This is a genomic window from Ferrimonas sp. SCSIO 43195 (genome assembly GCF_023716685.1).
Lineage (GTDB): Bacteria > Pseudomonadota > Gammaproteobacteria > Enterobacterales > Shewanellaceae > Ferrimonas > Ferrimonas kyonanensis.
On record NZ_CP072679.1, the window covers coordinates 2,980,742 to 3,006,510 of the forward strand.

The following is a 25,769-nucleotide window of genomic DNA, read 5'->3' on the forward strand; positions in this document are numbered from 1 at the left end:
CGTTACTCTCGATGCTGCCGTCGCCACTGTTGCGGTGACAGTCCCTGAGATTTGCGAAACGCGCGGGAAAAATTGCTCAGATCCCGGTAACCGAGAATCTCCGCCAGCAGGGTGATGTCCATGGCGCTGTAGCGCAGCTGCCAACAGGCCGACTGCATGCGAATCTGCTGCAGCAGGCGGGAAAAATCCTGCTGCTCGGCCGCCAGTTGCCGCTGCAAGGTGCGCCGATGCAGCCCCAATAACGCGGCGATGTGGTCGATGTTGGCCTGCCCTGCCCCCAATGTCTGCTGAATCAACCCGCTGACCTGTCGTACCCGGTCCTGCCCCTGTCGCTGCAATTGCCGCTGTAACCGCTGCTCTGCCGTCGCCTTGGCAATGGCATCGCCCCGGTGCAGCCGCTGGGTCAGCAGCGTCGCCGGTAGCCACAGTATGTCCTGGGGCTGATTGAACATCACCTCGGTCTGAAAATGCTTGCGATAGTGTTCCAGGGGCTGCTGCGGTGCGTGACTGAAATCCAACCGGGCGGCACGAAATGTTGGGCCCATCAGACGCTGACACAAATGAAAACAGGCGCTCATCGCCAGCTCTTTGTACTGACGCGAGTCCGACTCGGCGTGAAAATTGTCATAACGACAGATGGCCAGCAGCTGCCCCTGCAATTCATGGTTCCAGTACTCCGACTGGTTATGAAACGCCATCAGACTGCGCACCGCCTTCAGTGCTTCTTGCGGCGTAGTGCTGTGCTGCAGCACCGCGCCTAGCCCCCCCAGCATGGCAAAGTCCTGCCCGGCTCCCAGTCGCAGCCCGAAATCCGGGCAGTTCAGGGCCTCGGCACAACGCTGCAATAGGTTGGCCAACTCGTCGATGGCCATAGTCCGGTGCTCGTCCTCAAGGGCCGCCCGAGTCAGCCTGGCGGTCGCCAGCAATGCGTCGCTGTCGCCGCCCAAAGCCTGAATCAGGCCTTCGATGCCCGCCAGGGCACTGACTCTGATCTGAAACTGCCGCGTCATGGCTGCACTCCGTTGGCCTGATGATTCGTTGCGGTCGCTTTATCTTTTCGCAGCTGTCACCAAATGACAAGCCGGACAACACTAATGCGAATAGGATGCATAATTATTGGAAGGCAATTGCAAGGAGCACGCTGACATGGCCCAGTACGACATTTTGATTCAACGGGGGCGCTATTTTGACGGCACCGGCGCCCCGTCCCAGATACGGGATCTGGCCATCAAGGACGGAAAGATCGCCTGCGTCAGTGAACAAGCACTGGCACCGGAGTGCGCCGAACGGGTGATCAGCGCCGAGGGCAAATGGATCACCCCGGGGTTTATCGACACCCACACCCATTACGATGCCGAACTGCTGGTCAGCCCCAGCTTGTCGGAGTCGGTACGCCACGGCGTAACCACGGTGCTGGTGGGCAGTTGCTCATTGAGCATGATCTGCAGCGATTACGAAGACGCCTCGGATCTGTTCACCCGGGTGGAAACCGTGCCCCGGGAAAAGGTGCTGCCAATCCTCAAGCGCAACAAGAGCTGGTCCACACCGCGCCAATGGGTGGAGCACGTCAACACCCTGCCGCTGGGGCCCAACCTGATCAGCTTCCTCGGCCACAGCGATCTGCGCGCCAGTGTCATGGGGCTGGACCGGGCCACTCGCCACGACACCCAGCCCGGCGAAGCCGAGATGCAGGCGATGGAGGCGCTGCTGCATGAAGCATTGGAATGCGGCTTCCTCGGCCTGTCGACCATGTGCCTGAAGTGGGACAAGATCGACGGCGAACGGGCCTGGTCCCGCAGCCTGCCCAGCACCTACGCCCACTGGCGGGAAATCGCCCGCCTCAACAAGCTGGTTCGCCGCTACGACCGGGTGCACCAGGGCGCCCCCAATGCCGCCACGCCGCTGCAGATTTTCGATTACGTGCGCGAGAGCATCGGCTGGCGCCGCAAGCCGCTGAAAACCACCCTCATCAGCCAGATGGATCTCAAGGGCAGCCGCTACCTCACCAACCTCACCAAACTGACCTCCTGGTTTACCAATGCGGTCAAGGGCGACTTTCGCTGGCAGGTACTGCCGACGCCGTTTACGGTCTACGCCGACGGCATCGATGTGGTGTTCTTCGAGGAGTTTGGCGCCGGTGAGATGGCGTTGGACCTTAAAGATGAGCTGGCCCGCAACGAGCTGCTGAAAGACGAAAGTTATCGGCGCAACTTTCGTAAATTCTATGGTGAAAAACTCAGCCCACGGGTGTGGCAGCGAGATCTGTCCGATGCCATCATCATCGACTGCCCGGACGCCAGCCTGGTGAACAAGAATTTCGACGAAATCGCCCGCGCCCGAGGCATCCATGTGGTGGATCTGTTCCTGGACTTGGTGGTGGAGTTCGGCCAGAAGTTACGCTGGTACACCACGGTAGCCAACCACAGGAAGCCGGTACTGAAAAAGTTGGTGGCCGATCCCAACGCCTTGATCAGCTTCAGCGACGCCGGCGCCCACATTCGCAATATGTCGTTTTACAACCTGCCGCTGCGGATGCTCAAACTGGTGCAGGAATCCATCGATGAGCAGCAGCCGATTATGTCCATAGAGCGAGCAGTCTGGCGCCTGACCGGCGAACAGGCCCAGTGGCTGGGGGTCGACGCCGGCACCATTCGCCGCGGCGACCGTGCCGACGTGGTGGTGCTGGACCCCGCCGGCTTTGCTCAGGACCTGGAAGCGGTACACTGGGCAGAGATGGACAATTTCGACCTCAAACGGCTGGTGAACCGCAACCCGGGCATCGTTAAGCAGGTGGTGATCAACGGCAAGCTGGCGGTGGACGACGAACGAATCCTGCCAGCGCTGGGCACCGAACCTGGCTATGGCCGCTTTATCGCCGCCGACAACCGCAAGGAAAGCGACACATGACACCCAACCACTCAGATTCGCCGCTGGCGCTGATCTCCGGCGCCTCCAGCGGCATCGGCCTGGACCTGGCAAAAGCCTATGCCGCCCGAGGCTGGCGACTGGCGCTGCTGGCCAGACATCCCGAGCGACTGGCGCAGGCGGTAAGCCAGTGCCAGTCGCTGGCGCCAACGGCCGAGGTCTGCGGCTACTCGGTAGACGTCGACGATGCCAAGGCGGTGCAGGATTCGGTGGCACAGATCCGCGCTCAACAGGGGCAGCCGCAACTGCTGATCCTCAGTGCCGGCATCGTTCAGAGCATCCCCTTCCTCGACCAAAGCGACGACGAGTTCGAGGCATTGATGCAAACCAACCTGCTGGGCAGTCGCCGCCTGGCCAAAGCCTGGCTGCCCGCCATGCTGGAACAGCCACAGGGGCAGATCTGCTTTGTCAGCTCCCTGGCCGGGCTCATTGCTCCCTATGGCTACTCCGGCTACAGCGCCAGCAAGTTTGCCCTGCTGGGCATGGCCGGGGCCCTGCGCCAGGAGGTGAGTCCCCAGGGGATAACCGTCTCGGTGCTGTGCCCGCCCGAGGTGGACACGCCGATGGTGGCCCAGGAGCGCACCTACATCAGCCCGGTAGCCAGGCAACTGAAGGATCTTGGCGGCACCCTGCAGGTCGACACCGTCACCCGCGCCACCCTATCCGGGCTGGAGAAAGGCCGCTTCCTGATCATTCCGGGGTTTCGCGCCAAACTCAGCTACCACGGCGCCCGGTTGTTTCCCGGCCTGTTTGGCTGGGCCATGCAGAGAATTGTCAACTGGGCCAGCAAGCGCTATTCCCGGCAACACCAGGCAAGATAGAGCGCCGTTGTTACGCCAGTCGGAGGCGACGATGTCGGCGATCTGACCTATCCTTTGATAGGTTGAATCCCGTTCCGCAATCGTGAGCCACAGTGGCCACTCAGGCCTCTGCCAACAAGGCCGAGGCCGGTGGCCTCTAATCCAGAAGGACGGAGGAAACAACGTATGCCTAAGTTCATCGACACTCACCCAATGGAGCCCTTTACTGAGCAGCAGCTAAAGGATCTGCAGAATGCACCGGCAGATGAATTCGGTGTCACTCACCACGACATCCTGTTCAGCAAGGCGGACAACCTGATCTACTGCGTGCTGGAGGCCCCCAACGCCGAAGCGATTCACAAGCACCATGCCAAGGCAGGCATCTGCTGTGACTGGGTTCGCCAGGTGGAATCCACCCGCTCGAAATAAGCGACTCCTACCGGCCGGCGCCTGCCTGGGCCCGGCCAACCCGTAGCCAGCAGACCTTGGCAGGCTCAATCATCGAGAATGGCAGCATCCACCATGCCCCGCTCTACCAGTTGCCCCAGCAGATCGGCACACTTGTGTTTGACGCTGTCCCGAAGCAGCCGCATCGCCGGCGTGATGGACTGGCGACTGGGGCAGATCAGCCATAGCTCCGACGCCGCCACCGGGTAGTCGGCCATCACGTTGACCACCCGCCCCGACAGCAAGTCATCGGCCATGTCCAGACCGGATTTCACCGCCAGCCCCTTGCCCGACACGCACCAACGCCGCACCAGATCGCCGTCGTTGCCGGCCCGGTTGCCCTGCATCTTAATCTTGAAGTCGCCGTCGGGGCCGGAAAACTCCCACACGTTATGAATGATGTCCTGCAGCTGGTAACACAGTGCGTTGTGACTGGTCAGTTGTTGAGGGTGGGTGGGGGTGCCGCAGCGCGCCAGGTACTCAGGAGAGGCACACAGCAGCCGGGGAACGTTGCAGATCTTAAAGCCGTACACGCTGGCATCGCTGGGGGAACCGTAGCGCAGCGCCATGTCTACCGCATCCCGGTAAAAATCGACGTTGCTGTCGCCGATGCTGGCACGCAGGCTAAGCTTGGGGTGGTTGTCCATAAATTCATCCAGCCACGGCATCACCAGGTTGCGGCCCAGATCCGACGACACCGCCAGCCTCAGCTCACCATCGACGATCGCCAGCTCATCTTTCATATTGAGCCGGGCCTGGTCCAGCATCTGCAACGCTTGCTGACATTGGGGAATGTAGCGCTCGCCGGCGGTGGACAATCGCAAATGACGAGTGGTGCGAATAAACAGCTCCACCCCCAATGCGGCCTCCACCCGTTTAACGGCGGCGCTGGCGGTGGCGGTGCGCATGTCCAGGCTGGCCGCTGCGGCGGTTATGCTTCGAAATTCGGCCACCTTGAGGATGACCTGCAGATCTTCAGTCAGCATATTATCTTCTTGTTTTTGATAATCTATCAAACATTATGAGGTTTAAACCGTAGCAATCAAGGTCTAACCTATGGGTCAATCAACACCTCACCGGAGCCCCACCATGACTCAATTGACCATCGTCGCCAACATCATCGCCAAGACCGACCAGATTGAACGGGTCAAAACCGAACTGCTGAAGCTGATCGACACCACCCGCGCCGAGGACGGCTGCATCAACTACGATCTGCATCAGGACAACAACAACCCGGCCCACTTCCTGTTTTATGAGAACTGGGCCTCCCGGGAACAATGGCGGGCACACATGGACAACCAGCACCTGAAAGACTACTTGGTCGCCACCGAAGGCGCCGTCGACAGCTTCAGCGTCAATGAGATGAGTCCAATCGGCTAGTCGATATCAAACCGCGTCATCGGCGGCCTGTGCGCCGCCCGTATAAGGAGACCCCATGTTACTGGATACCCCACTCTGCAATTTCGGCTGGCCGGCTCCGGACTTCACCCTGAGCGATCCCCACGGCATCCCCTTTACCCTGAGTGAACAACTGGGCGACAAGGGGCTGCTGGTGATGTTCATCTGCAACCACTGCCCCTACGTGCAAAAGATCATCGACCGCCTGGCCGAGGACTGCCGCCAACTGATGGCCGAAGGGGTCAACGTGGTGGCAGTAATGAGCAACGACTACCAGGAGTACCCGGCGGACTCCCCCGACAACATGGTGGCCTTTAGCCGCCAGCACAAGCTGCCGTTCCTGTACCTGGTGGATGAAGACCAGCACGTTGGCAAAGCCTTTGGCGCCGTGTGCACGCCGGACTTCTTTGGCTTTAATGCCCAGGGTCAACTGCAATACCGGGGCCGACTGGACGATGCCCGCATGGACGACCCGGCCAAGCGCACGCCGGAGCTGCTCAATGCCATGCGCCAGGTCGCCGCCAGCGGCACCGGCCCACAGACTCAGCACCCCAGTATGGGCTGCTCCATCAAGTGGCGCAGTGACGAATAATCATGAATCCAGGACGGGGCGCCCCCCCGTCCTTTCAGCCATTCGGCGATCCTTGACCGGTCAAACAACCTGAACTAGCCTCAATCAATTGCCACAAAGACACTGTGGTTACTTCAATGTTGTCTTGAATTCTGGTTGTACAGGACGCCGACTATGAACCCGTTCGTAGTGCCTCTGGTTACGTTGTTGATCGGCTTCGTTTTAGGCAGCCAATGGCATAGCCTGGCGGAGCGTATCAACTCACCGCCGCCGGAGCCCGGCATTGAATTTGAGTACGATCTTATTGAAGCCATTGCCCTCAATGACCTGCAGCAGGCGCAACACGCTCTCGATTCCAGTCAGCTGGCTACCGCCTCAGACTCTGACAGCACCACCGCGCTGGAGCTGGCCTTAATCAACGGCAACGCCGAGATGGTGACACTGTTGCTGGGCCATGACGCCGATCCTAACCGAACCACCTCCAACGGCATGGTGCCTTTGGCGCTTGCTTTGCTCGCCGAAGACATTCCATCCACTCAGGCGCTGCTTGATGCTGGCGCCGACCCTCACGCCATGGTGACCCTTGGCGAAGACCGCTTCTCGTTGACCGAACTGGCACAAAGCAGTGATAACCCCGGGCTGTTGACCCTGTTCGACCCTAACGCCGCCGACGCCCTGCAGGCTCGGCTCACTCAACTTGAAGCCAGCCAGGCACTGATGGGAGCCGCCGCTGGCGGAGAGCTTGACCGACTGCAGCAACTCATTGACGACAACGCGGATCCGAATGCAACCGACCGGGAAGGCTGGTCCCCGCTTCACCATGCCGCCGCCAGCGACCAGGGCCAGGCCGTCACCGCCCTACTCCGCGCCGGCTCCCGCCCCAATAGCCAGACCCCCACCGGCTTTACGCCCCTGATGTTCGCCGCCAGCCAAAACGCCATCGAAGCGGCAAAGGCGCTGCTATCCGCTAACCCGCAGCTGGATCAGAGCCTCACCAACCAGCAGGGACTGACCGCCTATGATCTGGCCAGCCTAGCCGGGCATCAACAGCTTGCCGCTCACCTGGAACCGAGCGGCCATCGGGACAATAGCCCCAGCCTGATGGACGCCATTTTCAGTGACGATATCGGCCAGTTTATGGCGACGTTGAAGGTGAGCGAACAACAACTGCTGGATGACGACGATCAAGGCTGGACGCCTCTGATGCACGCGGCATACCGGGGCAACACCGAAATGGTGGACGTCATTCTGAAACGTTCCCCCTCCTCGATCTACACCACCGCCCCCGATGGTGCCTCGGCGCTGGCCTTAGCCGTCATCAACGGACACGGCCTCACTGCCGACACACTGATTCGTGCCCGGGCCCCATTGGAGATTCGGGTTAAAGGCGTTGGCCTGCCGCAACTGGCGCAGCAGCGGGGGCATTCAGCCTTAGCCAACACCCTGACGGAGCAGTTGCAGTACCAAACCAAACAACTGCAACGAGAGTTGCTGTACGCCCAATACCCGGCGGGCAAACCGGACGGTGTATTTGGCAATCAAACTCGTCTCGCATTATCGCAGCTGGCCAAGGACCACCCCTCTACCAATGGCATGTCTCACCAACTGCTCACCAACTTCCTGTACCAGAAGAATCGAGACGGCGTATTTGTGTGCAACATCAGCAGCAAAGCGGCCCTGTGGACCGCCATCGCCATCACTCACAGAAGAACCCAGCAATCCAGCAGCCGCGGCTGGTACAAAACCGAGAAGAACCGCTGCCGACGTTTTGACATTAAATCGGACTACGACGTCTATGTCTGGACTCAGAGCGGCAATATCAAATGGCAATCCAACAACAAGCAGAATCCGTTCTGCATCGACATGATGGATGCGTTTCAATTCTCCTATCCCCGCAGCTGTGACGGTAAGAATCTAAAACATCAGTATTTTAGAAAGAAAGAGTTTGGTAATAGCACCCGGATCACCATTCGATATGTCGACTAGAGGGGAGGTAAGCGAATGAGGCTGGTAATGCGCGGCTGCCTGCTGTTCTGCATTGCAGGTTTGCTCACCATGGCGTCCGCACACGCCCGGGAAACCGTCCGCTTACCCATTGGCCCCGTTGCCCCCTGGGACCTCAGTCAGTGCCAGGCCTTACAACAAGAGTGGAAAGCCATCATCGACGAGGTTACTCGGCGCCATCACCATTGCCTGAATCGACACAAGTCCTGCAAACAAGCTCGTGGCGGCGCCTGCAGCTGCGGCCGCTGTGAAACCCTGCACACCAACATGTCGGCCCTGAGTAGCGGCCGTTTTGCCCGGCAACGCACTCAACAACTGACCGACTGCCGCAATTCGGTATTTGAGGCCAAACGGCGACAACGTCAACAACAGCAGCAACAACAACAGGCTGCCCGAACCCGTATCGCCATAGCACCGGCCCCGGGCCCGTCCAAACCGCGAGCCGACCAGGTCTATCTGCGAAACCTGGCCCAACGGCAACTCAAAGCCGAGGCCTCTCGGGTCGCCAAGCGCGCCGCCTATGAGCTGGCGAAACGCAAGTTCCGTGAAGTGCAGGACATCTTTGCCCTAAACCGAAAACTCAGCCGAATGACCGCAGACAAGACTCTGGTTACCGACCTGGTCTCCGCCTATCGACAAGGAGCCACGCCCCATCAAAAAATCCTGTTGATTACCCGGAGTGCCAATCGAATAAAACGAGAGCTTCCGGTTCATGCGCTGTCGAAATTTCTAATGGCCAAATCCCTGACCGAACTGGGCCTAATCACTACCGGCGCGCTCAGCTCTCTGGACCAAGCACTGCTGCAGTTTGATGCCTCACCAACGCAGCGCGCCGCCCTGAACCGGGCCAACGGCCTGATTCGCTTGCATCAACTCGGCACGCCGCAGCGGCTGAAACAGCAAAAACAGCGCTGGTACTCGCAGCAGAGCCACACTAGCTATCAGCAGACTCGCGACACCGTGGTGGCCGAGATCAACCAACAAAACCAGCGCCGGCAACAGGCTCGTCAACAGCAGCAGCGAGTGTCGCAGCAACGCACGGCACAGCCCAAAGCGGCGGCGCCGGTGACCCAACCGGTGCGCCGTCAACCCAATCCCCGATACACCCAATGCCGACAGCAGCGCGACCAGTTAAGTCGTGAGCTCAAGGCGCTCAGCCAGACGATGATAGAGATGGGTCGTAATCCAGATAGCTACACCTCCGAAGACTTAGAGCGGGTTTCGAGACAGATGATGGAATACACTCGCCGAAACCGCGCACTCAACTGCGCGCAGTATCGATAGCCGAGCCATCGATAGAGGCCTGTCAGCGCCAGCTCTGTAACCCACAGCTAGGGATCACAATAGGCCCAGAGTATGCGCTTGGCTGATCAACTGGACCCGATTTCGAGCACAGAGCCGCTCCTTGAGCCTCTCCAGATGGTAATAAACCCCACTTTCTGTCATCGACAACGTCTGAGCCACCTCATCGCTGGAGTAACCTTCTGCCGTTAACTTCAACACCTGCAACGCTTTGTCCGACAGGCAATTGAAGTTCACTATCGGGTTAAGTTCAGCGATACACAGGTCGTTGAAATGACAAGCGAACAGCTGCAGTTGATATTCCACTTGCTGCTGATGTTGATCCAGGCGACGCAAGAACGCCTCCCGGCCCAGGTCAGATACAAACACAAACTCCGAGTACCAGCCAGGGTGGTGACGTATGGGTAGGTGCCATACCGCAAGGCTGGAGACGCCATAATCGTCTAACAGACGCCGAAATTGATTGCGTTTGCTGTCCGATGCGTCCGGCGCGCCCCAAACGCTAAGGCCTAAACGATGATTATTGAAATAGGCTCTATAGGTAATGTCCGTGGTCGCAAAGTGGGTCAGGTAGCGATGCCGAAACTCTCTTAAGTCGTCTCGAGAACAGATAATACGTCGAGCTTTAGCCACCTCTTTGGGCAACCGACGCCCCAACTTCTTAAACTGATGAAGTGCAGGCCGATTGACATGAGTGATGATGCTGTAAAAAAAATCCGTTACCCCATAGGGCAACAGGTACTCGCTGACTCTACGAATATGCTTGGGGTCAATAGCGCAAGGCTGGGTCTCTATGCTCATATCATCTTCACGCACAAACAAAATAGCCCCCTCACTTGGGGGCTCAGGGTTACAGTTAGAAACGATCAACTCCGGTGGGAAACAGCATCACTGGTTGGGGTGACAGGTCATGCAAGAATAGGGATCAGGAAAGACCCTGCTCATGTCCCAGTCGGAGTTTACCGAGCTCCAAATTCGTCGATACTCACTGTAGTTACCGTCCTTGTCCCGTGGCAGAACCGAGAGATCATTCGGGTCATTAGGATCCGGCACGCCCCCATGAGACGAGTTATAGATCTTGTCGTTACTGATGATGTCGCCGCCCTGATACAGCTTGCGGGTCGACGCCTCTCCATGGTGTCCGGGAGTATTGCTGTCGCCAGCGTGACACCAGAAACAACGAGCCGTTTCCCCGTGTCCCACCGGCGCGCCATTGCTGCCGTGGCAGGTGGCGCAGTAATAGGGTTGAGTGACATCAAAGCCATCGACGCTGTTCACCGGCCAACTGTGGCCGCCATGCCCCAAGGGTTGCTTTTGCTCATTGTGGCACTCGGTGCAATCGGCAATACCCCAACCAAAATGCGCTGAAGACAGCGTCGGGCCCGTGCCGGCCTGGGGCAACTCGAACACCTGCAAGGTCACGATGTCGGCACCATCCTGTTGCGGGCTGAAATCCCGTTCAGCAGAGCGTTTACCGCTGAACTCCTCCATTCCGAACAACTGATAGTGATCCGCAAAGATGGCGATTGCCGTCTCTTCCGCCTGATTCATCACCCACACATCGGACATAATGTGCATCTTGGTGCCACCAAACGCCGACTGCCAGTCCACTCGGCAATGCTCCGGGTTCACCACCAGATCCTGCCCGCCGCCCATGGCAGAGGAAAAATCGCAGTCAGAGAGCGGCCCAAAGTCCTTATCGGTCACCATCTCTCCCCACAATGTGGTCCAGCCCCGAGCCACTTCAGAGGCCAGGCCATCCACTCGAAACAGTCCGAAATGATTCACCGGTGCCCCGGTTGACAGCGACGGCCAGTAATTGAACGCCACATCCAGCCCTTGATCTGCCGCAGACAGGAAGATGTCCATCTTAGTGATCACGCCTGGCTGGAAGATATCCGGGCGCATATTGTGGGCAGTCACCTCCAGGTTATCGATCACTATCGGAGGCGTAGTCTCCGATTTCATCACCATCAAGCGGGGCAGAACCACTTTGCCACCGCTTTGCGCCAACCGTGTCATCTCCCGCTGCTGTACCCAGTGGCGGCGTTTAGTCATCTCCGGCGAAAAAGGTTGAAAACGAATGGTCATGCCCGGCTGAATCCACATCTGATCCAAACGCTCATAATGCCCCTCTCCCTGAGGCCCGACGCCGTCTAATGTGCCGTTCAGGGTGATCAGCTCACCACCATCAAACCGAATCCGGCTGTGCCAATGCTGACCCTGAAAATTGCTATACAGGTCGTTGTCGCGCTCATCAAACACGCCATCGTGGTTGCGATCCCAGGAGAGCACGAAGTCAAAGGTATCACGGCCGGTGGCCTCCGGCCCGCTAACGCTGTCCAGCCGCAGGTCGGCCCGGGTCACCGCTAGGTAACGCAGAGCGTCAAAGATGCCATAATGGCCGTCAACAAAGATATCGGGGCGGGCAGAACCGGCCCCCAGGCCATCTGGGTTGGTCTTTAACAGCCGATCCATCTCATCGGCCTGAACCACTATCGACCGTTCTGGAGGATTGCGAACTCCGTCAAGGTGGGCATCCCGCTCATCGATGTGGCCATCGCTGTTTCGATCCTGAGCGCGTGCGCTCTGTAACCACGCTTTCAAGCGGTCATCATAGCGGCCAAGATACACTTCAAACTGCCCTTCAAATCGGGCATCTGGCGTTACATTCAGTGTTAGGTAGGGCGATACTTCAGGAGCCGGTTGCGGAGCCTCCGGCGCCTGAACGGAATCATCGCTGCCGCTGTCACATCCCGCCAGCAAGCACAGCAATAACGTCGCAGTTAACGCCTGTTTCATCATCATTATCCCTCAATCGAATTATTATGGTGGGCCCGACCAGCGGGCAATTGAGAGCATATTGAGAGTGGATACCAACATCCCTAAAGGTTTTGGTAGTGATTTCAATGGCCCGGCGTTGCCGTGATCAGGATCACTCGAACCGACACAAAAACAGAAGCAACGCCACCCCAAGAATCAATGGCCGTAAATCGCGTCTGCAGACTCCGCCGACGCTCGCAGTTTCGAGGCGTTTATTGGGGTAGAGTGACGCCTTTGCATCTACCTAAATTGAGCCAAATCGATGAAAAAAGCGCTGCTGTTTCTGTGTCAGGGGTTGGAGGAATACGAAGCCAGTGTGTTTACCGATGCCCTGGGCTGGACCACCACCTACGGGCTGGAGCCGATCCAGCTGGTTACCACCGGGTTTCACCAAAAAATCCGCTGCGGCTGGAATTTTACCATCGAGCCAGAGCGGCCGTTTGATGACATCGACGTCGATGACTTTGATGCCCTGCTGATCCCCGGCGGCATGAGCCGGACCGGTTTCTATGAGGATGCCTTCGACGAGCGACTGCTGAGTTTGATCCGCGCCTTCGACTGCCACAACAAGCTGATCGCCTCGGTGTGTGTCGGCGCCCTGCCCATCGCCAAAAGCGGCGTGCTCAAGGGGCGCACCGCCACCACCTATCAACTCAGTGAAAAACGCCAGCAGCAGATGCGGGAACTGGGGGTGCGGGTACTGCAACAACCGCTGGTCGTAGACGGCAACATCATCACCTCCACCAGCCCGGCCACCGCCATGGAGGTGGCCTTTACCGTGGTGGAAACCCTCACCTCTGCCGACAACTTGGCGCGCATCAAGCAGGGGATGGGGTTTACCCCGATGCCTTCGCTCACAACCGCCTCAGCGGCACCCTCGCCCTGAACGCCAGGATTCAGTCTGTGGCCGCTGCCGGGCTGACAATCAGCCCGGACAGGTCAAACCCCAGTTCAGTGGCGCGGCTTCGAAAGGCCTGCATCACCGACTCTGACACCTGTGGAGTACGGGCCAGCAACCACAGATAGTCACGGTTGTAACCGCTGACAAAGGCGTATTGATAATCCGGGTCCAGCTCAAACACCACATAGGCGCCATAGAAGGGGCCGAAGAAGGAGACTTTGAGATGACCGGTGGTCGATTCGCCGACGAAATAGGCTCGGCCTTCTGCTTCACTGATGTCACCACTGCTGCTGTCGATGCCACGGTTGAGCACCCGTACGCCACCGTCATCTCGGCGGGAATAGTGAGCACTGACATCACTCAGTCCCCGCTCGAAGCTGTGGTCTAACCGGGCCACCTCGTGCCAGGTGCCCAAATAGCGCTCCAGTTCAAATCCCTGAACCGGAGTGACGCCAGTCGGCACCGAAGTGCACCCGGCCAGCATCAGTAGGCTCACAAATATTACCCAGCGACCTGTCATCGTCTGCTCCTTGTGTTCTTTCACAGGACTACGAGAGTAATCCTGAACCGGTTCAGTCTGTTAAGCCAGATAACCGCCATCCACCGGCAATTCAATCCCGGTAATGTAAGCCGCCGCATCGGAGGCCAGGAACAGGAATGCCGGGGCGATCTCTTCCGGCACCGCACTGCGCCCCTGTGGGATCAGCGGCAATATCTGTTTCAGCAGCATCGGGTTGTCGGTCAGGGCCGAGGCAAACTTGGTTTCGGTGAGGCCCGGCAACACCGCATTGACACGAATGTTGTACTGGGCACACTCCTTGGCAAACGCCGCCGTCATGCTGTTGACCGCCGCCTTGGTGATGGAATAGATCCCCTGCCCCGGCGCCGGCTGCTTGCCGTTGACCGAGGCGGTATTGATGATCACCCCGCCCCCCTGCTCACGCATCATCTGCCCCGCCAGCTGGGCAAAACAGAAATAGCCAGCCAGATTGACCTGTACGGTCTTGTTCAGCGCTTCCTGGGGCGTATCCAGAATGTGGCCAAAATAGGGGTTGGCAGCGGCGTTATTGACCAGAATATCCAGGCGGCCATAACGCTGCTCAATGGTGGCAAACAGCGCCTTGGCCTGGTCGATGTCGCCGCCGTGGCAGGCGATGCCTTCAGCCTGACCGCCCTGATCGCGAATCGAGGCGGCCACCGCATCCAGCGCCTGCTGATCGCGACTGGAGAGGATCACCCGGGCGCCATGAGCGGCGTACAGCCGAGCCACCGCCTCGCCAATCCCGCGGCTGGCGCCGGTGATCAGCGCCACCTTACCCTGCAGCTGCAACAATCCGGGCTGGGTGATCTTCTGCAGCTGCTCATGACGTTGCTGCGCCGAGGCTAAACGGTCGATGTTGGTGGCCGCCTGATCCATCAGCCGGGCCGCCAGCTCACCGAAACGGGCAAACGCCGGGTGCTTGCGGCTGCTTTCCACATAGCGATACCAGATCTGCTGCACGATCACCGCCAGCCGGAACAGGCCAAACACGTAATAAAACCCGAACTGACTCACATCCAGCCCGGTCTGCTGGCCGTAATAGGCCACGATCTGTTCCCGGGACCACATACCCGGCAGGTGGGTCGGTAACTGCCGCAGCAGCTTCAACTCCGGCTCATCGCCGGCCTCAATCCAGTACGCCAGGGCGCAGCCGAGATCCATCAGCGGATCCCCCAGGGTCGCCATCTCCCAGTCCAGCACCGAAATAATCTCTGTGGGATCGCCGGGGCTCAGTACCAGATTATCGAACTTAAAATCGTTGTGGATCAGCGCCGGTCGTAAGCTGTCCTCAGGCTGATTGTCTGCCAGCCACTGCATCACCCGTCGGCCGCTGCGTGCGCCCGGAGTGACGGCATTGCGATAACGCCGGCTCCAGCCCTCAACTTGGCGGTTTACGTACCCCTGTGGCCGCCCCAACGACGCCATCGATTCACTGGAGGTATCGATGCGGTGCAGTGCCACCAAGGTATCGACCATGGAACGGCATAACTCGCCGGCCTGCACTCTGGACAACCCCAGTTCCTTAGGCAGATTCTTCCTCAAAATGGTGCCAGCCTCATAACTCATTAAGTAAAACGGCTGCCCAAGAATCACAGGGTCTTCGCAGTAGCCCAAGACCGTCGGGACTTTACTGAACTGCGGCCCAATGGCGCGCAGCATCCGCACCTCCCGGCCCATGTCATGGGCGCTGGCGGCCTTGGTGCCCGGCGGAGGCATGCGCAGCACCAGAGACTGCTGATCGCAGACCAGCTTAAAGGTCAGGTTGGAGGCCCCGCCGTCAAAAGGGGTAACGGACACCAGAGGCCCCAGTTGTGGGTGGCTGGCGCTTAGGTAACGGCTCAGAGCCTCGGTATCAAAGGGCAGCGAGGGTGCGGTCATTGGTTGTCTCTCCGTGACAAAACAGGGTAATTCGGGCAAGCAGATAGTCGGTGTACGCGTCCACATCGACACCGGTTTTCTGAAAATGGGCGCGGCGCAGGTACCAACCCTGCAACAGGTGTTTTAGCAGCCCCACGGCAATGATCGGCTCCTGCACCTCACCATGGGCATTCAGGGCCAGCAGCAGCTCCACATCCACCCGCTCACTGAGGGCAATGGCCTGCTTACGCAGGTCTGACTGCTGATGACGGGCTTCCATGTAGGCAAAGAAAAACCACGGCTGCATCAACTCACTCAAATACAGGTGATAGCGGCAGATGGCGTCCAGTCGCTGAGGCTCTGGCAGAGCATCGATCAGCGGCAGCAACACCTGCTCAAACTGATAGCGAATGAACTGATGAATGGAGGCGGCCAGTTGATCCTTACTGGCAAAGTAACCATAGAGGCCCCCGAGGCTCATGCCACTGGCGTCGCTAAGCTGCCGCAGCGACATGGCGTGAAACCCCTGACGATTGGCCAGGGTGAAGGTCGCCTCCACGATGGTCGCCAGTCGTGATTCGGTCCGGCTGGGGTTTTTCTGACTGAGCTGCGGCAAACACTGCCGATGAAAATCGTGCCACATTCGCTGCGGGTTCCAGCCAATCAACTGCTGGAACTCGGCCAGCGAACGGGCCATCTGGCTCATTGGGCCGCCTTGAGCAACTGCTTGGCCGCCGACAGCTTGTGCACCTCGTCCGGGCCGTCGTAGATTCGAGCCGCCCGCTCCTCGCGATAGATAAAGGCCAGGATGGTGTCATCGGTGATTCCGAGGCCGCCATGCATCTGCACCGCATTGTCCACCACCTGTTGCAGCATGTTGGCGGTGTGAAACTTAATCATCGAGATGGCGGCCTTGGCCTGGCCAAAATCGCCGTTATCCACCTGCCAGGCGGTGTGCAGGACAAACCAACGCGCCGCCTGCAGGCTGGCCACCGACTCCGACAGCATCGCCTGCGCCAACGGCTGCTGCCCCAGCACCTTGTCGGCGGTAATGGCCCGCTGATGCAGGTAGCGGGTCATCTCATCGATGGCCCGCTGTGCCAGCCCCAACCAGCGCATACAGTGGTGGATTCGTCCCGGCCCCAGCCTGGCCTGGGCCAGGGCAAACCCCTGCCCCGGTCGCCCCAATACCGCGTCCGCCGGCAGGGTGACGTCATCAAACACCATCTCGGCGTGGCTGAATGGACCGTAGCCCTCCGCCCCCATCACCGAGATGTTGCGCAGCCGCGATACCCCGGGGCTATCCATGGGCACCAGCAACATGCTGGCTTGCTGATGCCGGGCCGCCTCCGGCTCGGTTTTGGCCATCACAATGGCAAACTCGGCCCCTTCGGCGGCGGTGGTAAACCATTTATGAGCATTGAGGTGCCAATGACTGCCGTCAAACTCCGCTTCGCTGTTCATCAGCACCGGATTGGAACCGGCCAGGTGGCGTTCGGTCATGGCAAAGCAGCTGCGAATCTCTCCCCGGGCCAGCGGCGCCAGATAACGGGCCTGCTGAGCCTCACTGCCCACGTGCAACAGCAATTCGGCATTGCCGGCATCCGGCGCCTGGCAGCCAAAAGCCAGGTGGCCCAACGGCGAGTAGCCGATGCGCTCCGCCAGTTGGGCAAACGCCAGCAGCGACAAGCCCATGCCACCCACAGACTGAGGCAGGTGCGGGGCCCACAGCCCCAGCTCTCGCACCTTCTGACGAACCAGCTCAATCTCCTCCATCAGGCTGGGGTAATCGTGGCTGAGCAGCAGCGGCTCCAGTGGAATCAGCTGTTCTTGCACCAACTGGCTGGCCGCCTCCATGTGCGCCGCCAACGACGGGGTAACCGAAAAATCCATCTTTCGTTATCTCCAGGTGAGCATCTGCTGACGTCGCAGGTGTCCGTTTACATTGAACGCCTGCAGGTGCCATTGACCGCGGGCGTAGCGAAGGTGGGTGATAGAGCAGTTGTTGACCTGATGGATCAGCTCCGCCATGTGGGTCACGTCACTGCCCATGGCCTGGCTGGCCAGCAGGCTGATGACGCCGCCACTGGTCACCGCCACCGTAGGGCGTGAGCCGCAGGCATGGGTGGCGATGGCATCGGTAATCCGCTGTTGAAACTGACGAAAGCTCTCGCCCTTTTCCCCGGGGTGATCGGCAATCCACAGCCTCAGAGCCTCACTCATCAGCGGCAGAAAATAGCGCATGTCGGTACTGGCTTCCTTGGGGGTCATCGCCATTCCCAGGCGCTGGCAGGCGGCCGGCCAGTAACCGGGGATCAGCTCAGACACCTCCAGTTCATTGAAGCCAGCGTCCACCGCCGCCCCCTGAACCAGACCGGCACCTTCACAGACCCCTTCCAGAGTCTGTTGCTGGCGGCGCAGGTCACCGCTGACCAATGCCGCAGGGCCCAGCTGCCAGCTGCCAATCTCCTGCCCCAGGCAATGGGCCTGCCTGTGGCCAAGGTCGCTCAATCGATCGTAATCCTGACTGCCAAACATCGCCTGGCCGTGGCGTAACAGATAAAGGTCCATCGCAATCCGACTAAAATGTGACTTGCCTTCACCCTACAAGGTGTTTAGTTTATCGTCAATAACGAACGAACGTTCGATTTTTAACGGAGACAGACATATGGATGTGTTGCTGACCGGGGCCTGTGGTGGCCTGGGTACCGAGCTGGCGAAAGCCTTTGCCAAACGGGGGGCCAGGCTGTGGCTAATGGACCGGGATCCGGCGGCACTGGCCCAGTTGAATCAACAACTGGGCGGCAGTCACCTGACCCTGGCCGGCGACCTGACCGACCGAGATACCCTGAGCCAACTGGACGCTCAATGTCAGCAACAGCAACCGCAATTTGCCTGGGTACTGAACAACGCCGGCGTGGCGTCCGGCGGTGCCTTTGAATCTCTGCCCGACAGCGAATGGCAGCGCTGCCTCGACATCAACCTGATGGCCAGCGTTCGCCTCAGTCGGCTGGTGAGCCCGCACATGGGCAAAGGCAGCTACCTGGTCAACATCGTCTCCATGGCGGCGGTGGCTAACGCCCCTTACATGGCCGCCTACAACGTGTCTAAAGCGGCGCTGCTGAGCCTGAGCGAAACCCTGAGGTTTGAGTGGCGCCCCCGGGGAATTCAGGTCAGCGCCGTCTGTCCGGCCTTCTTTCAGACGCCGCTGCTGGACTCCCTCAATGCTCAGGGCAAAGCCATCGCCGCGCCGGCAGGTAAGATGATGCAGCGTTCGGAGTTGTCTGCCGCCGATGTGGCCGACTACCTGATCGAGCACGCCATTGCCGGCGAGTTCCTGATTCTGCCCCACAAGAAATCCCGCCAGGCCTGGCGAGTAAAACGCTGGCTACCGAACCTGTTTTTCAAGCAGGTGCTGCAACAAACCGTGAAAGGACACTGAGATGACTGCATCAAATTGGATGATTTATGGTGCCAATGGCTATACCGGAAAACTGATTGCCGAAGAGGCCAAACGGCGGGGCCTGACACCGGTGCTGGCCGGGCGCAACCCCAGCGCCATCGAAGCGCTGGCACAATTGCTGGATCTGCCCTATCGCTGCTTCGATCTGAATGCCATCAGCGACAGCGATCTGGCGGACATCGATCTGGTGCTGCATTGCGCCGGTCCCTTCTCCGCCACCGCCGAACCCATGATGCAGGCCTGCATCGCTCAGGGCTGCCACTATCTGGACATTACCGGCGAGGTGGCGGTATTTGAACTGGGGCAACGGCTGAGCGATCACGCCAAGGCGGCCAATGTGGTGCTGATCCCGGGCGTGGGTTTCGACGTGATCCCCACCGATTGCGTCGCCGCCCGCCTCAAGCAGGCGATGCCCGATGCCACTCGATTGACGCTGGCGTTTGACAGTCGCAGCGGCTTCTCCCGCGGCACCGCCAAAACCTCCGCCGAAGCCCTGCCCAAAGGCAGCATGATTCGTCACAAGGGCAAGTTGGTGGCCACGCCGCTGGCCCACAAAACCCGCACCATCGCCTTTGCCGACACCCCGAAACTGGCGGTCTCCATTCCCTGGGGGGATCTGTCCACCGCCTGGTTCAGTACCGCCATCGACAACATCGAAGTTTACATTCCGATGTCAGCGCGCAAGGTCAAACAGCTAAAACGGATCAACTGGGTTCGAGGGTTGATGGGGCTGAACTGGGTGCAGACACTGATTAAAAACCGCATCGAAGCGTCGTTGACCGGCCCAAGTGACCGCCAGCGAGCCCGCCACACCACGGTGATCTGGGGCGAAGTGCAGAATGATAAGGGCGAGCAGATTGAAGCACGACTGGACACCGCCAACGGCTATGACGTCACCGTGACCGGGGCACTGGCAGTCACCGAGTTCCTATTACAGAACCCGGGATACAGCGGCTACCACACCCCATCCACACTGATGGGGTGGCAGTTGGTGGAAACCCTGCCCGGCAGCGGTCAGATTCGCCTCAGCGGTGACATCGATGCCGGCGGCAGTGACGCTCAGGCCAGTTGACGCTGACGGAAATGAAACTGCAGCGAGGTCATCTTGAAGGTGCGGATGGCCTCGATCACTCCCAGTGCCGACGGCACCAGGGTCCAGCAGAACAGCAAGTACGCGGTGCCCTTGAAGGGTTGGCCGAGATAGAATTTGTGTGCACCAAAGCCGCCCAGGAACAGGCTCAGCCAGGCGGTCTTGCGACGGCTTTTCAGTTTTACGTCCGGATCGACACCGGCAAAGGCGTCCATATGCTGTCCGGCACCACAGCCGCTACAAACGATCATCTCCAGGCCCAGCTTAGTACCACACTGACTGCATGCGTGTTGCATTGTTCCACCAACTCACTGTCAAACTACGAGGTTCGACATTATGCGTACAGCTGTACACTGAAATCAGCTACCGGGATCACAGAAATGAAACCCCTTCGAAAAAAGTACAAAAAAACGCCCGCCCGAGCGACTCGGACGGGCGTTCTCTGATTCAGCGCTTAACTGCGGTACAGGGTCTGAATCAGGTGGTAACCAAATTTGGTTTTAACCGGGCCATGCACCTCCAGCACCGGCTTTTTGAACACCACGTTATCAAACGCCTTGACCATCTGCCCGGGGCCAAACTCCCCCAGGTCCCCTTGCTTACGCTTGGAGGGGCACAGCGAGTGCTTCTTGGCCAACTGACCAAAATCCGCCCCTTTGGCGATCATCTGCTTCAGTTTCAGGGCTTCCTGTTCGGTTTTCACCAGAATATGACGGGCCGATGCGCGTGCCATAGTGCTCTCCACAACTCAAAAACGGCGGGCATTGTAGCCCAGGCGTCGGGGTTACAGCCAGCCTTTACGCTTAAAGAACCAGTAGGTGCCCACCGCACTACTGAACATCAACCCCAGCGCCAGCGGATACCCCACCTCCCAGGCCAGTTCCGGCATGGCGGTAAAGTTCATGCCGTAGATAGACGCAATCAGGGTCGGCGGCAGAAACACCACCGCCGCCACCGAGAAGATCTTGATGATCTTGTTCTGCTGCAAACTGGTGAAACCCATGGCGGCATCCAGCAGGAAGTTGATCTTGTCGAACAGAAACTGGGTGTGCGGCAGCAGCGACTCGATGTCGGACAGCATCTCTTTGACGTCCTTAATCTCATCTTCCTGCAATTGGCGACGGTAATAACGCTGCATGTACCTTAACCCCCGCTGGGTATCGAGCAGCGACAGGCGAATTTTGCCGTTGCCGTCCTCCTGCAGGGTGATCTGCTTGAACACCTCATCCAGCTTTTCGTTGTCGAACACCTCTTCCGACAACTCGTCGAGGACGGTGTACACATCCTCGAGCTGATCCGACAGGTAATCCACCTTCAGGTTGAACAACTCCACCAGCAGACCCTGAGGCCGGTCGGCTTCGATGCGGCCGAGGCGCAGGTAGTTGCGCAGCAAGCGAATCAGGCCAACGTCCTCTTCGCGAATGGTAAACAGCCGAGTGGGTTGAATCAGAAAAAAGACGTTGATGGCCCGGACTTCGGAACCGACGCGTTGGGGAAACAAAGAGTTGATGTGTAAGCCATCGTTGTCGAGGTAGAAACGGGCCGAAGCCTCGATCTCATTGATGTCCTCTTCGTCCGGGGCTTCTTCATACAGGTAGCGGGACAACCACTGACGTTCATCGTCATCGGGACGGAACAGATCGATCCACATGGTGTGTTCGGGAATGCCGTCTTCGGGACTGAGGTCAACCATGTCCCAGACGCCTTCGCGTTGCAGATAAGCGGTGATCATCAAGTTCTCCTCAGCCGCAATCCTAACTTTCGCAACGATGATACAAGGATTGAACGAAATTGTTAGTGTTTATTTTAGCTGAGAAATTTCCATTCGCTCACCGGCGCCCAACTCGACCCACAACCCGTCTCGGGTGGTAAAACGACGACCGTCCAGATCTTTGCGGTACACCTCGTAGATGGTCACTTGTTGGTGCTCGGCATCGGTGATTTTTATCTGCAGTACCTGTTGCCCCTGCATCCATTGCCAGCCGGAATAGGCCGCCGCCAGCAACAGCAGCGCCGCCGCAATCGCCGGAGCCAGAAAGCGTAACCAGCTGGTGGCCATGGAGGGCGCCTTAAAGCTGGGCCGCTCCTGGGGCTTGCGCCCTTTCATACTCATCATGGCAACCACGATCACCAACAGGGTGACTAACAGCTTGGTAAACATCCGCTCTCCGGGGACCAACAATCAAAGCGGCAGTATATCCTGCCGGCTTGCCCGGCGGCGAGGACAATCCGGCAAAACATGCACTGGATCAGCCCTGACGCGCCACCAGTATAGAAAGCATACGACGCAGTGGCTCGGCGGCCCCCCACAACAACTGGTCACCCACGGTAAAGGCCGACAGATACTGCGGCCCCATGGACAACTTTCTCAGCCGCCCTACCGGCACGTCCAGGGTGCCGGTCACGGCGGTGGGCGTCAGCGCTGCCCGGGTGGCCTCCGGGGTGTTGTCCACCACCTTGACCCAATCATTGTGCTTCGCCAACAGGGCTTCAATCTCCGCCAGCGGCAGATCCCGTTTCAGTTTAATGGTCAACGCCTGGCTGTGGCAGCGCAACGCCCCCACCCGCACACACAGCCCGTCGATGGCGATGGGGCTGTCGGTGGCCAGAATCTTATTGGCCTCGGCCTCGGCTTTCCACTCTTCGCGGCTCTGACCAGAAGGCAGCGGCGAGTCAATCCAGGGGATCAGGCTTCCGGCCAGAGGCACCCCAAACTGATCCGTGGCCAACTCGCCGGAATTCATCTTGGCAGTCACCGCCTTTTCGATGTCGAGAATGGCTGAGTGGGGGTCGGCCAGTTGCTCGGCCACTTCAGTGTGCAACGCGCCCATCTGCCCCAGCAACTCCCGCATGTGGCGGGCACCGCCCCCGGAAGCGGCCTGATAGGTCATGGGGCTGACCCACTCCACCAGATCCGCCTCCAGCAAGCCGCCGATGGCCATGAGCATCAGCGAAACGGTGCAGTTACCACCGACAAAGGTGGTCTTGCCCGCGGCCAAGGCCGCATCGATGACACTGCGGTTGACCGGATCCAGCACGATGGTGGCCTGGGGATCCATGCGCAGGCTGGAGGCGGCGTCGATCCAGTAGCCCTTCCAGCCCGACTGTTGCAATTTCGGGTACACCGCGTCGGTGTAAGACGAACCCTGGCAGGAGATCACCACATCCATGGTGGCGATGGCATCCAAATCATGGGCGTCCACCAACACCTTGGTGCTGGCCTGCTCCGGTGCTGGCAACCCCGCCTGAGAGGTGGTGAAAAAGGTGGCCTCGATGCGTTTAAAGTCGCCCTCCTCCTGCATTCGCTGCACCAATACCGATCCCACCATGCCACGCCAACCCACTAAACCCACTCTCATGCCAACTCTCCTCAACAGGCAACAACCATTGCCATCGACACTATCATTTGGACGGCTAAACGTCCACAACCTCGGTGGGGATGACAGCATTAAAGAATTCAATGGCAGACGCACTAACGATTTCTGCTGTGTTTGACGCTTTCTAGTCTGTTAGAATGACCTCTCTTCAGAAAGTAGGCAGGCGATGAATTTTCGTGGAGCTTTGGTATTGGTGCTAACCGGCGCTGCGATCGGGTGGGTCTACCATCAGGACGCGGCTCAGTCGGCGATCCCCTCTGCCCCCGGTGCCCAAGAAAACGCCGAAGCCATAGCCCTGCTGCTGAACCCAACCTCGGAGGCAACCGCCAGCCACCACAGTGCGGTACTCGAGCACAAATTGCACGCCCACCAGGCCGCCATTGCTTCGGCCGTTGAGGATAAGGCCACCGTGGATGCGGGCTCTCCGCTCGCTGCCGAACAGGGTGACTCACCGCCTCACTTCGGCTACCGCCGCCAGGGCGCCAATGACACCGTCGACGCCAGCCCACAAGCGGACTCCCCCTACCAAACCGCCAGCACCGTCATCCAGCCCGGAGATCCCGACTATGAACGGCTGATGTCGATGATGGAACTGGACAACGTGCCGCTGGTGGTGGGCGAGATGATGTACGTGCGCAAAACCGTGGCGGGCGAGGTGTTTTTTGCCGAATACACCCTGGCCCAGGCCGAGTTCATCTACAACAACCCGGAGATCTTCGTCGACGAGCAGTTGTCGATGTTCTTTGAAGACCCGACGATGGGGCCCTGGGAGCAAAACTGGGGCGTTAAGCCGCCGCCAGGATTTAAAGAGGTGTTCCATTTCTGCCGCCATGGAGGCTGCATGTACCGGGCCACCTTTGACAGCCCGATGGAAGCCCGTCAGTACGTGCACCAGTTTATGAGAGACAACCCGGATCTGTGGGTCGACCCGCTCACCTGGGACGACAACCTGGTGCTGGCCTATTGGGACGCCGCCGGGCTGCTGCCACCGGACGCCATTGATGAACAGGGTAACACTACCCTGAGCAGCCTGCCTCTGGATGCCAATGGCGACCCGATCATTCCGGTGCCACCCTACCCGCCGATCGTGGATGAGAACGGCAACCCAGTGTACCCGGACATGCCATTCCCGCCGATCATGCTCGATGAGAACGGCGACCCTATCTATCCGGATACGGTGCTGCCGCCGCTGTTCGTCGATGAACAGGGCAAGCCCATCACCCCCAACCGCCCCCCGCCGCTGCCTGGCGGTTCAGATCCCGACGACGATGACGCCATGCCGTTTCCGCCGGTAGTGGGTGGCCACTATCGACACGATCCACCGATGCCGTTCCCACCGGTGATCAAGGCCGGCTAATCCGTCAGGCATTGCAGGGCCTCAATGGTGGCCTTGACCACCGGCAGCGCAGCACTGCCCGGCTGACACACCAGAGATAGCCTGCGATGCAGAGGCTGAGGCAGGGGCTGCTGCCTGACCCATCCCTGTTGAAGTGCCTGCTCACAAGCCAACCGCGATACCAACGACACGCCGACCCCGGCCATGACACTGCGCACTACCGCCTCCAAGCTGCCCAGCTCGGTCACGGCCGCTGCGGTGGTCAACTTCGGTGCCAGATGATAGTCAAACTGCTCCCGGCTGCCGGAATGCCGCTCTCGCAGCACCCAGCGCTGACGAGAAAGCACGTCCCAATCTATGGTCTCGGCCACCCAATCACTGTTGGGCGGGACAATCAGCACCATCTCATCCTGACGCCACAGCAACCGCGTCAAGGAGGGGGCGATATTTTCCGACTCCACCAGCGCCAGATCCAATTCATAATCCAGCAATTGTTGCTGCAGCTGGGTGCTGTTTCCCAGGCTGATCCTGGCCTGGCTCAGCAGCGGTGACAACGAGCTCGCCAGCAGATTCGGCAACAAATAGTTACCGATGGTGTGGCTGGCCCCCAGCCGCAGTTCGCCCATGGACTCGCCCGACACAAACAGCCCCAGTATCGATTGATGTTGCGCCAGCATCTGCTGCGCCAAAGGCCTGAGCAACTGGCCCTGGCGATTGAGGTACAGTCGCTGCTGGCGACGCTCAAACAGCTCGGTTTGCAACTGCTCCTCCAGCCCTTTGATCGCCTGACTGACCGCCCCACGGGTCAAAAACAGCTGCTCGGCACTGATCCCCAGGTTACCGCTGGCGGCGACTGAGCAAAACGCTTTGAGCTGTTTCAATGAGATCTCGGCCATATAGTTAACCTAAACAGATATGAAATATTGTTCGATAT

26 protein-coding genes and 1 pseudogene are annotated in these 25,769 nt (G+C 59.2%); 11 read left to right on the forward strand and 16 right to left on the reverse strand.

The features are described from left to right. Positions 1–2: 2 nt before the first annotated feature. Positions 3–1,010, reverse strand: coding sequence for an AraC family transcriptional regulator (locus tag J8Z22_RS13795; RefSeq protein ID WP_252006819.1), 1,008 nt, complete (start codon positions 1,008–1,010; stop codon positions 3–5). A 136-nt stretch (positions 1,011–1,146) separates the two neighbouring features. On the opposite strand from J8Z22_RS13795, the gene J8Z22_RS13800 reads away from it, so the two are divergent. From J8Z22_RS13800 to J8Z22_RS13810, 3 genes are all read left to right on the forward strand, one after another. Then, complete coding sequence (locus J8Z22_RS13800) at positions 1,147–2,907, forward strand: amidohydrolase family protein (protein WP_252006820.1); 1,761 nt, start codon at positions 1,147–1,149, stop codon at positions 2,905–2,907. Next, positions 2,904–3,746 carry an SDR family oxidoreductase gene (locus J8Z22_RS13805; RefSeq protein ID WP_252006821.1) on the forward strand — a complete coding sequence of 281 codons (843 nt, stop codon included), beginning with the start codon at positions 2,904–2,906 and terminating at the stop codon, positions 3,744–3,746. The genes J8Z22_RS13800 and J8Z22_RS13805 overlap by 4 nt, the downstream gene beginning before the upstream one ends. 165 nt (positions 3,747–3,911) lie before the next feature. Then, positions 3,912–4,154, forward strand: coding sequence for a nickel-binding protein (locus J8Z22_RS13810; protein ID WP_028111684.1), 243 nt, complete (start codon positions 3,912–3,914; stop codon positions 4,152–4,154). Positions 4,155–4,219: 65 nt separating this feature from the next. Here the strand turns inward: J8Z22_RS13810 and J8Z22_RS13815 are convergent, their stop codons facing one another. Beyond that, positions 4,220–5,158 carry a LysR family transcriptional regulator gene (locus J8Z22_RS13815; protein ID WP_252006822.1) on the reverse strand — a complete coding sequence of 313 codons (939 nt, stop codon included), beginning with the start codon at positions 5,156–5,158 and terminating at the stop codon, positions 4,220–4,222. A gap of 103 nt (positions 5,159–5,261) precedes the next feature. Here J8Z22_RS13815 and J8Z22_RS13820 point away from each other — a divergent pair, with 103 nt between their 5' ends. The 4 genes from J8Z22_RS13820 (at position 5,262) to J8Z22_RS13835 (ending at position 9,429) form a co-directional block, all read left to right on the forward strand. Then, on the forward strand, positions 5,262–5,552 hold the full coding sequence (locus J8Z22_RS13820) for a putative quinol monooxygenase (protein WP_252006823.1): 291 nt from the start codon (positions 5,262–5,264) through the stop codon (positions 5,550–5,552). Positions 5,553–5,607: 55 nt separating this feature from the next. After that, entirely contained in the window at positions 5,608–6,162 is a 555-nt protein-coding gene (locus J8Z22_RS13825) for a thioredoxin family protein (RefSeq protein WP_252006824.1), read from the forward strand. A gap of 153 nt (positions 6,163–6,315) precedes the next feature. Then, entirely contained in the window at positions 6,316–8,127 is a 1,812-nt protein-coding gene (locus tag J8Z22_RS13830; RefSeq protein ID WP_252006826.1) for an ankyrin repeat domain-containing protein, read from the forward strand. 15 nt (positions 8,128–8,142) lie between these two features. Continuing rightward, positions 8,143–9,429 (forward strand): hypothetical protein, encoded by a 1,287-nt coding sequence (locus J8Z22_RS13835; protein ID WP_252006827.1) that lies wholly within the window; start codon positions 8,143–8,145, stop codon positions 9,427–9,429. A 54-nt stretch (positions 9,430–9,483) separates the two neighbouring features. On the opposite strand, the gene J8Z22_RS13840 is transcribed toward J8Z22_RS13835, so the two are convergent. Beyond that, positions 9,484–10,248, reverse strand: coding sequence for a LuxR family transcriptional regulator (locus tag J8Z22_RS13840; protein WP_252006828.1), 765 nt, complete (start codon positions 10,246–10,248; stop codon positions 9,484–9,486). A gap of 87 nt (positions 10,249–10,335) precedes the next feature. Continuing rightward, complete coding sequence (locus J8Z22_RS13845; RefSeq protein ID WP_252006829.1) at positions 10,336–12,255, reverse strand: hypothetical protein; 1,920 nt, start codon at positions 12,253–12,255, stop codon at positions 10,336–10,338. A gap of 277 nt (positions 12,256–12,532) precedes the next feature. On the opposite strand from J8Z22_RS13845, the gene J8Z22_RS13850 reads away from it, so the two are divergent. Then, complete coding sequence (locus tag J8Z22_RS13850; protein ID WP_252006830.1) at positions 12,533–13,156, forward strand: DJ-1/PfpI family protein; 624 nt, start codon at positions 12,533–12,535, stop codon at positions 13,154–13,156. A gap of 10 nt (positions 13,157–13,166) precedes the next feature. On the opposite strand, the gene J8Z22_RS13855 is transcribed toward J8Z22_RS13850, so the two are convergent. The 6 genes and pseudogenes from J8Z22_RS13855 to J8Z22_RS13880 form a co-directional block, all read right to left on the reverse strand. After that, a complete protein-coding gene (locus J8Z22_RS13855) occupies positions 13,167–13,691 on the reverse strand; it encodes a lipocalin family protein (RefSeq protein WP_252006831.1) in 525 nt (174 codons plus the stop codon). 60 nt (positions 13,692–13,751) lie between these two features. Continuing rightward, complete coding sequence (locus J8Z22_RS13860; RefSeq protein WP_371878135.1) at positions 13,752–14,519, reverse strand: glucose 1-dehydrogenase; 768 nt, start codon at positions 14,517–14,519, stop codon at positions 13,752–13,754. A 354-nt stretch (positions 14,520–14,873) separates the two neighbouring features. Beyond that, positions 14,874–15,656: pseudogene (locus J8Z22_RS13865) on the reverse strand (phosphotransferase family protein); the annotation flags it as partial. Beyond that, positions 15,565–16,275 (reverse strand): TetR/AcrR family transcriptional regulator, encoded by a 711-nt coding sequence (locus J8Z22_RS13870; RefSeq protein WP_051252327.1) that lies wholly within the window; start codon positions 16,273–16,275, stop codon positions 15,565–15,567. The pseudogene J8Z22_RS13865 and the gene J8Z22_RS13870, both read right to left, overlap by 92 nt. Continuing rightward, on the reverse strand, positions 16,272–17,462 hold the full coding sequence (locus J8Z22_RS13875) for an acyl-CoA dehydrogenase family protein (RefSeq protein WP_252006832.1): 1,191 nt from the start codon (positions 17,460–17,462) through the stop codon (positions 16,272–16,274). Before J8Z22_RS13875 ends, J8Z22_RS13870 begins: the two co-directional genes overlap by 4 nt. 6 nt (positions 17,463–17,468) lie before the next feature. After that, a complete protein-coding gene (locus J8Z22_RS13880) occupies positions 17,469–18,140 on the reverse strand; it encodes a histidine phosphatase family protein (protein ID WP_252006833.1) in 672 nt (223 codons plus the stop codon). Between the two features lie 97 nt (positions 18,141–18,237). Here J8Z22_RS13880 and J8Z22_RS13885 point away from each other — a divergent pair, with 97 nt between their 5' ends. Both J8Z22_RS13885 and J8Z22_RS13890 read left to right on the forward strand, forming a co-directional pair. Beyond that, on the forward strand, positions 18,238–19,011 hold the full coding sequence (locus J8Z22_RS13885) for an SDR family NAD(P)-dependent oxidoreductase (protein WP_252006834.1): 774 nt from the start codon (positions 18,238–18,240) through the stop codon (positions 19,009–19,011). A 1-nt stretch (position 19,012) separates the two neighbouring features. After that, positions 19,013–20,104: a trans-acting enoyl reductase family protein gene (locus J8Z22_RS13890; RefSeq protein WP_252006835.1), complete on the forward strand. Its 1,092-nt coding sequence runs from the start codon at positions 19,013–19,015 to the stop codon at positions 20,102–20,104. Here the strand turns inward: J8Z22_RS13890 and J8Z22_RS13895 are convergent. From J8Z22_RS13895 to asd, 5 genes are all read right to left on the reverse strand, one after another. After that, on the reverse strand, positions 20,092–20,418 hold the full coding sequence (locus tag J8Z22_RS13895) for a TM2 domain-containing protein (protein WP_252006836.1): 327 nt from the start codon (positions 20,416–20,418) through the stop codon (positions 20,092–20,094). The two genes, J8Z22_RS13890 and J8Z22_RS13895, sit on opposite strands and share 13 nt — an antisense overlap. 158 nt (positions 20,419–20,576) lie before the next feature. Beyond that, entirely contained in the window at positions 20,577–20,855 is a 279-nt protein-coding gene (locus J8Z22_RS13900) for a peptidylprolyl isomerase (RefSeq protein WP_028111672.1), read from the reverse strand. Positions 20,856–20,906: 51 nt separating this feature from the next. Beyond that, entirely contained in the window at positions 20,907–21,854 is a 948-nt protein-coding gene (corA, locus tag J8Z22_RS13905) for a magnesium/cobalt transporter CorA (RefSeq protein WP_252006837.1), read from the reverse strand. Positions 21,855–21,923: 69 nt separating this feature from the next. Continuing rightward, the gene (locus J8Z22_RS13910; protein ID WP_028111670.1) at positions 21,924–22,283 is read right to left on the reverse strand and encodes a hypothetical protein; all 360 of its coding nucleotides are present in this window, start codon (positions 22,281–22,283) and stop codon (positions 21,924–21,926) included. Positions 22,284–22,371: 88 nt separating this feature from the next. Continuing rightward, positions 22,372–23,481 (reverse strand): aspartate-semialdehyde dehydrogenase, encoded by a 1,110-nt coding sequence (asd, locus tag J8Z22_RS13915; protein ID WP_252006838.1) that lies wholly within the window; start codon positions 23,479–23,481, stop codon positions 22,372–22,374. Between the two features lie 184 nt (positions 23,482–23,665). Here asd and J8Z22_RS13920 point away from each other — a divergent pair, with 184 nt between their 5' ends. Further along, complete coding sequence (locus J8Z22_RS13920; protein WP_252006839.1) at positions 23,666–24,856, forward strand: hypothetical protein; 1,191 nt, start codon at positions 23,666–23,668, stop codon at positions 24,854–24,856. Here the strand turns inward: J8Z22_RS13920 and J8Z22_RS13925 are convergent. Beyond that, positions 24,853–25,731: a LysR substrate-binding domain-containing protein gene (locus J8Z22_RS13925; RefSeq protein ID WP_252006840.1), complete on the reverse strand. Its 879-nt coding sequence runs from the start codon at positions 25,729–25,731 to the stop codon at positions 24,853–24,855. The two genes, J8Z22_RS13920 and J8Z22_RS13925, sit on opposite strands and share 4 nt — an antisense overlap. Positions 25,732–25,769 lie beyond the last annotated feature (38 nt).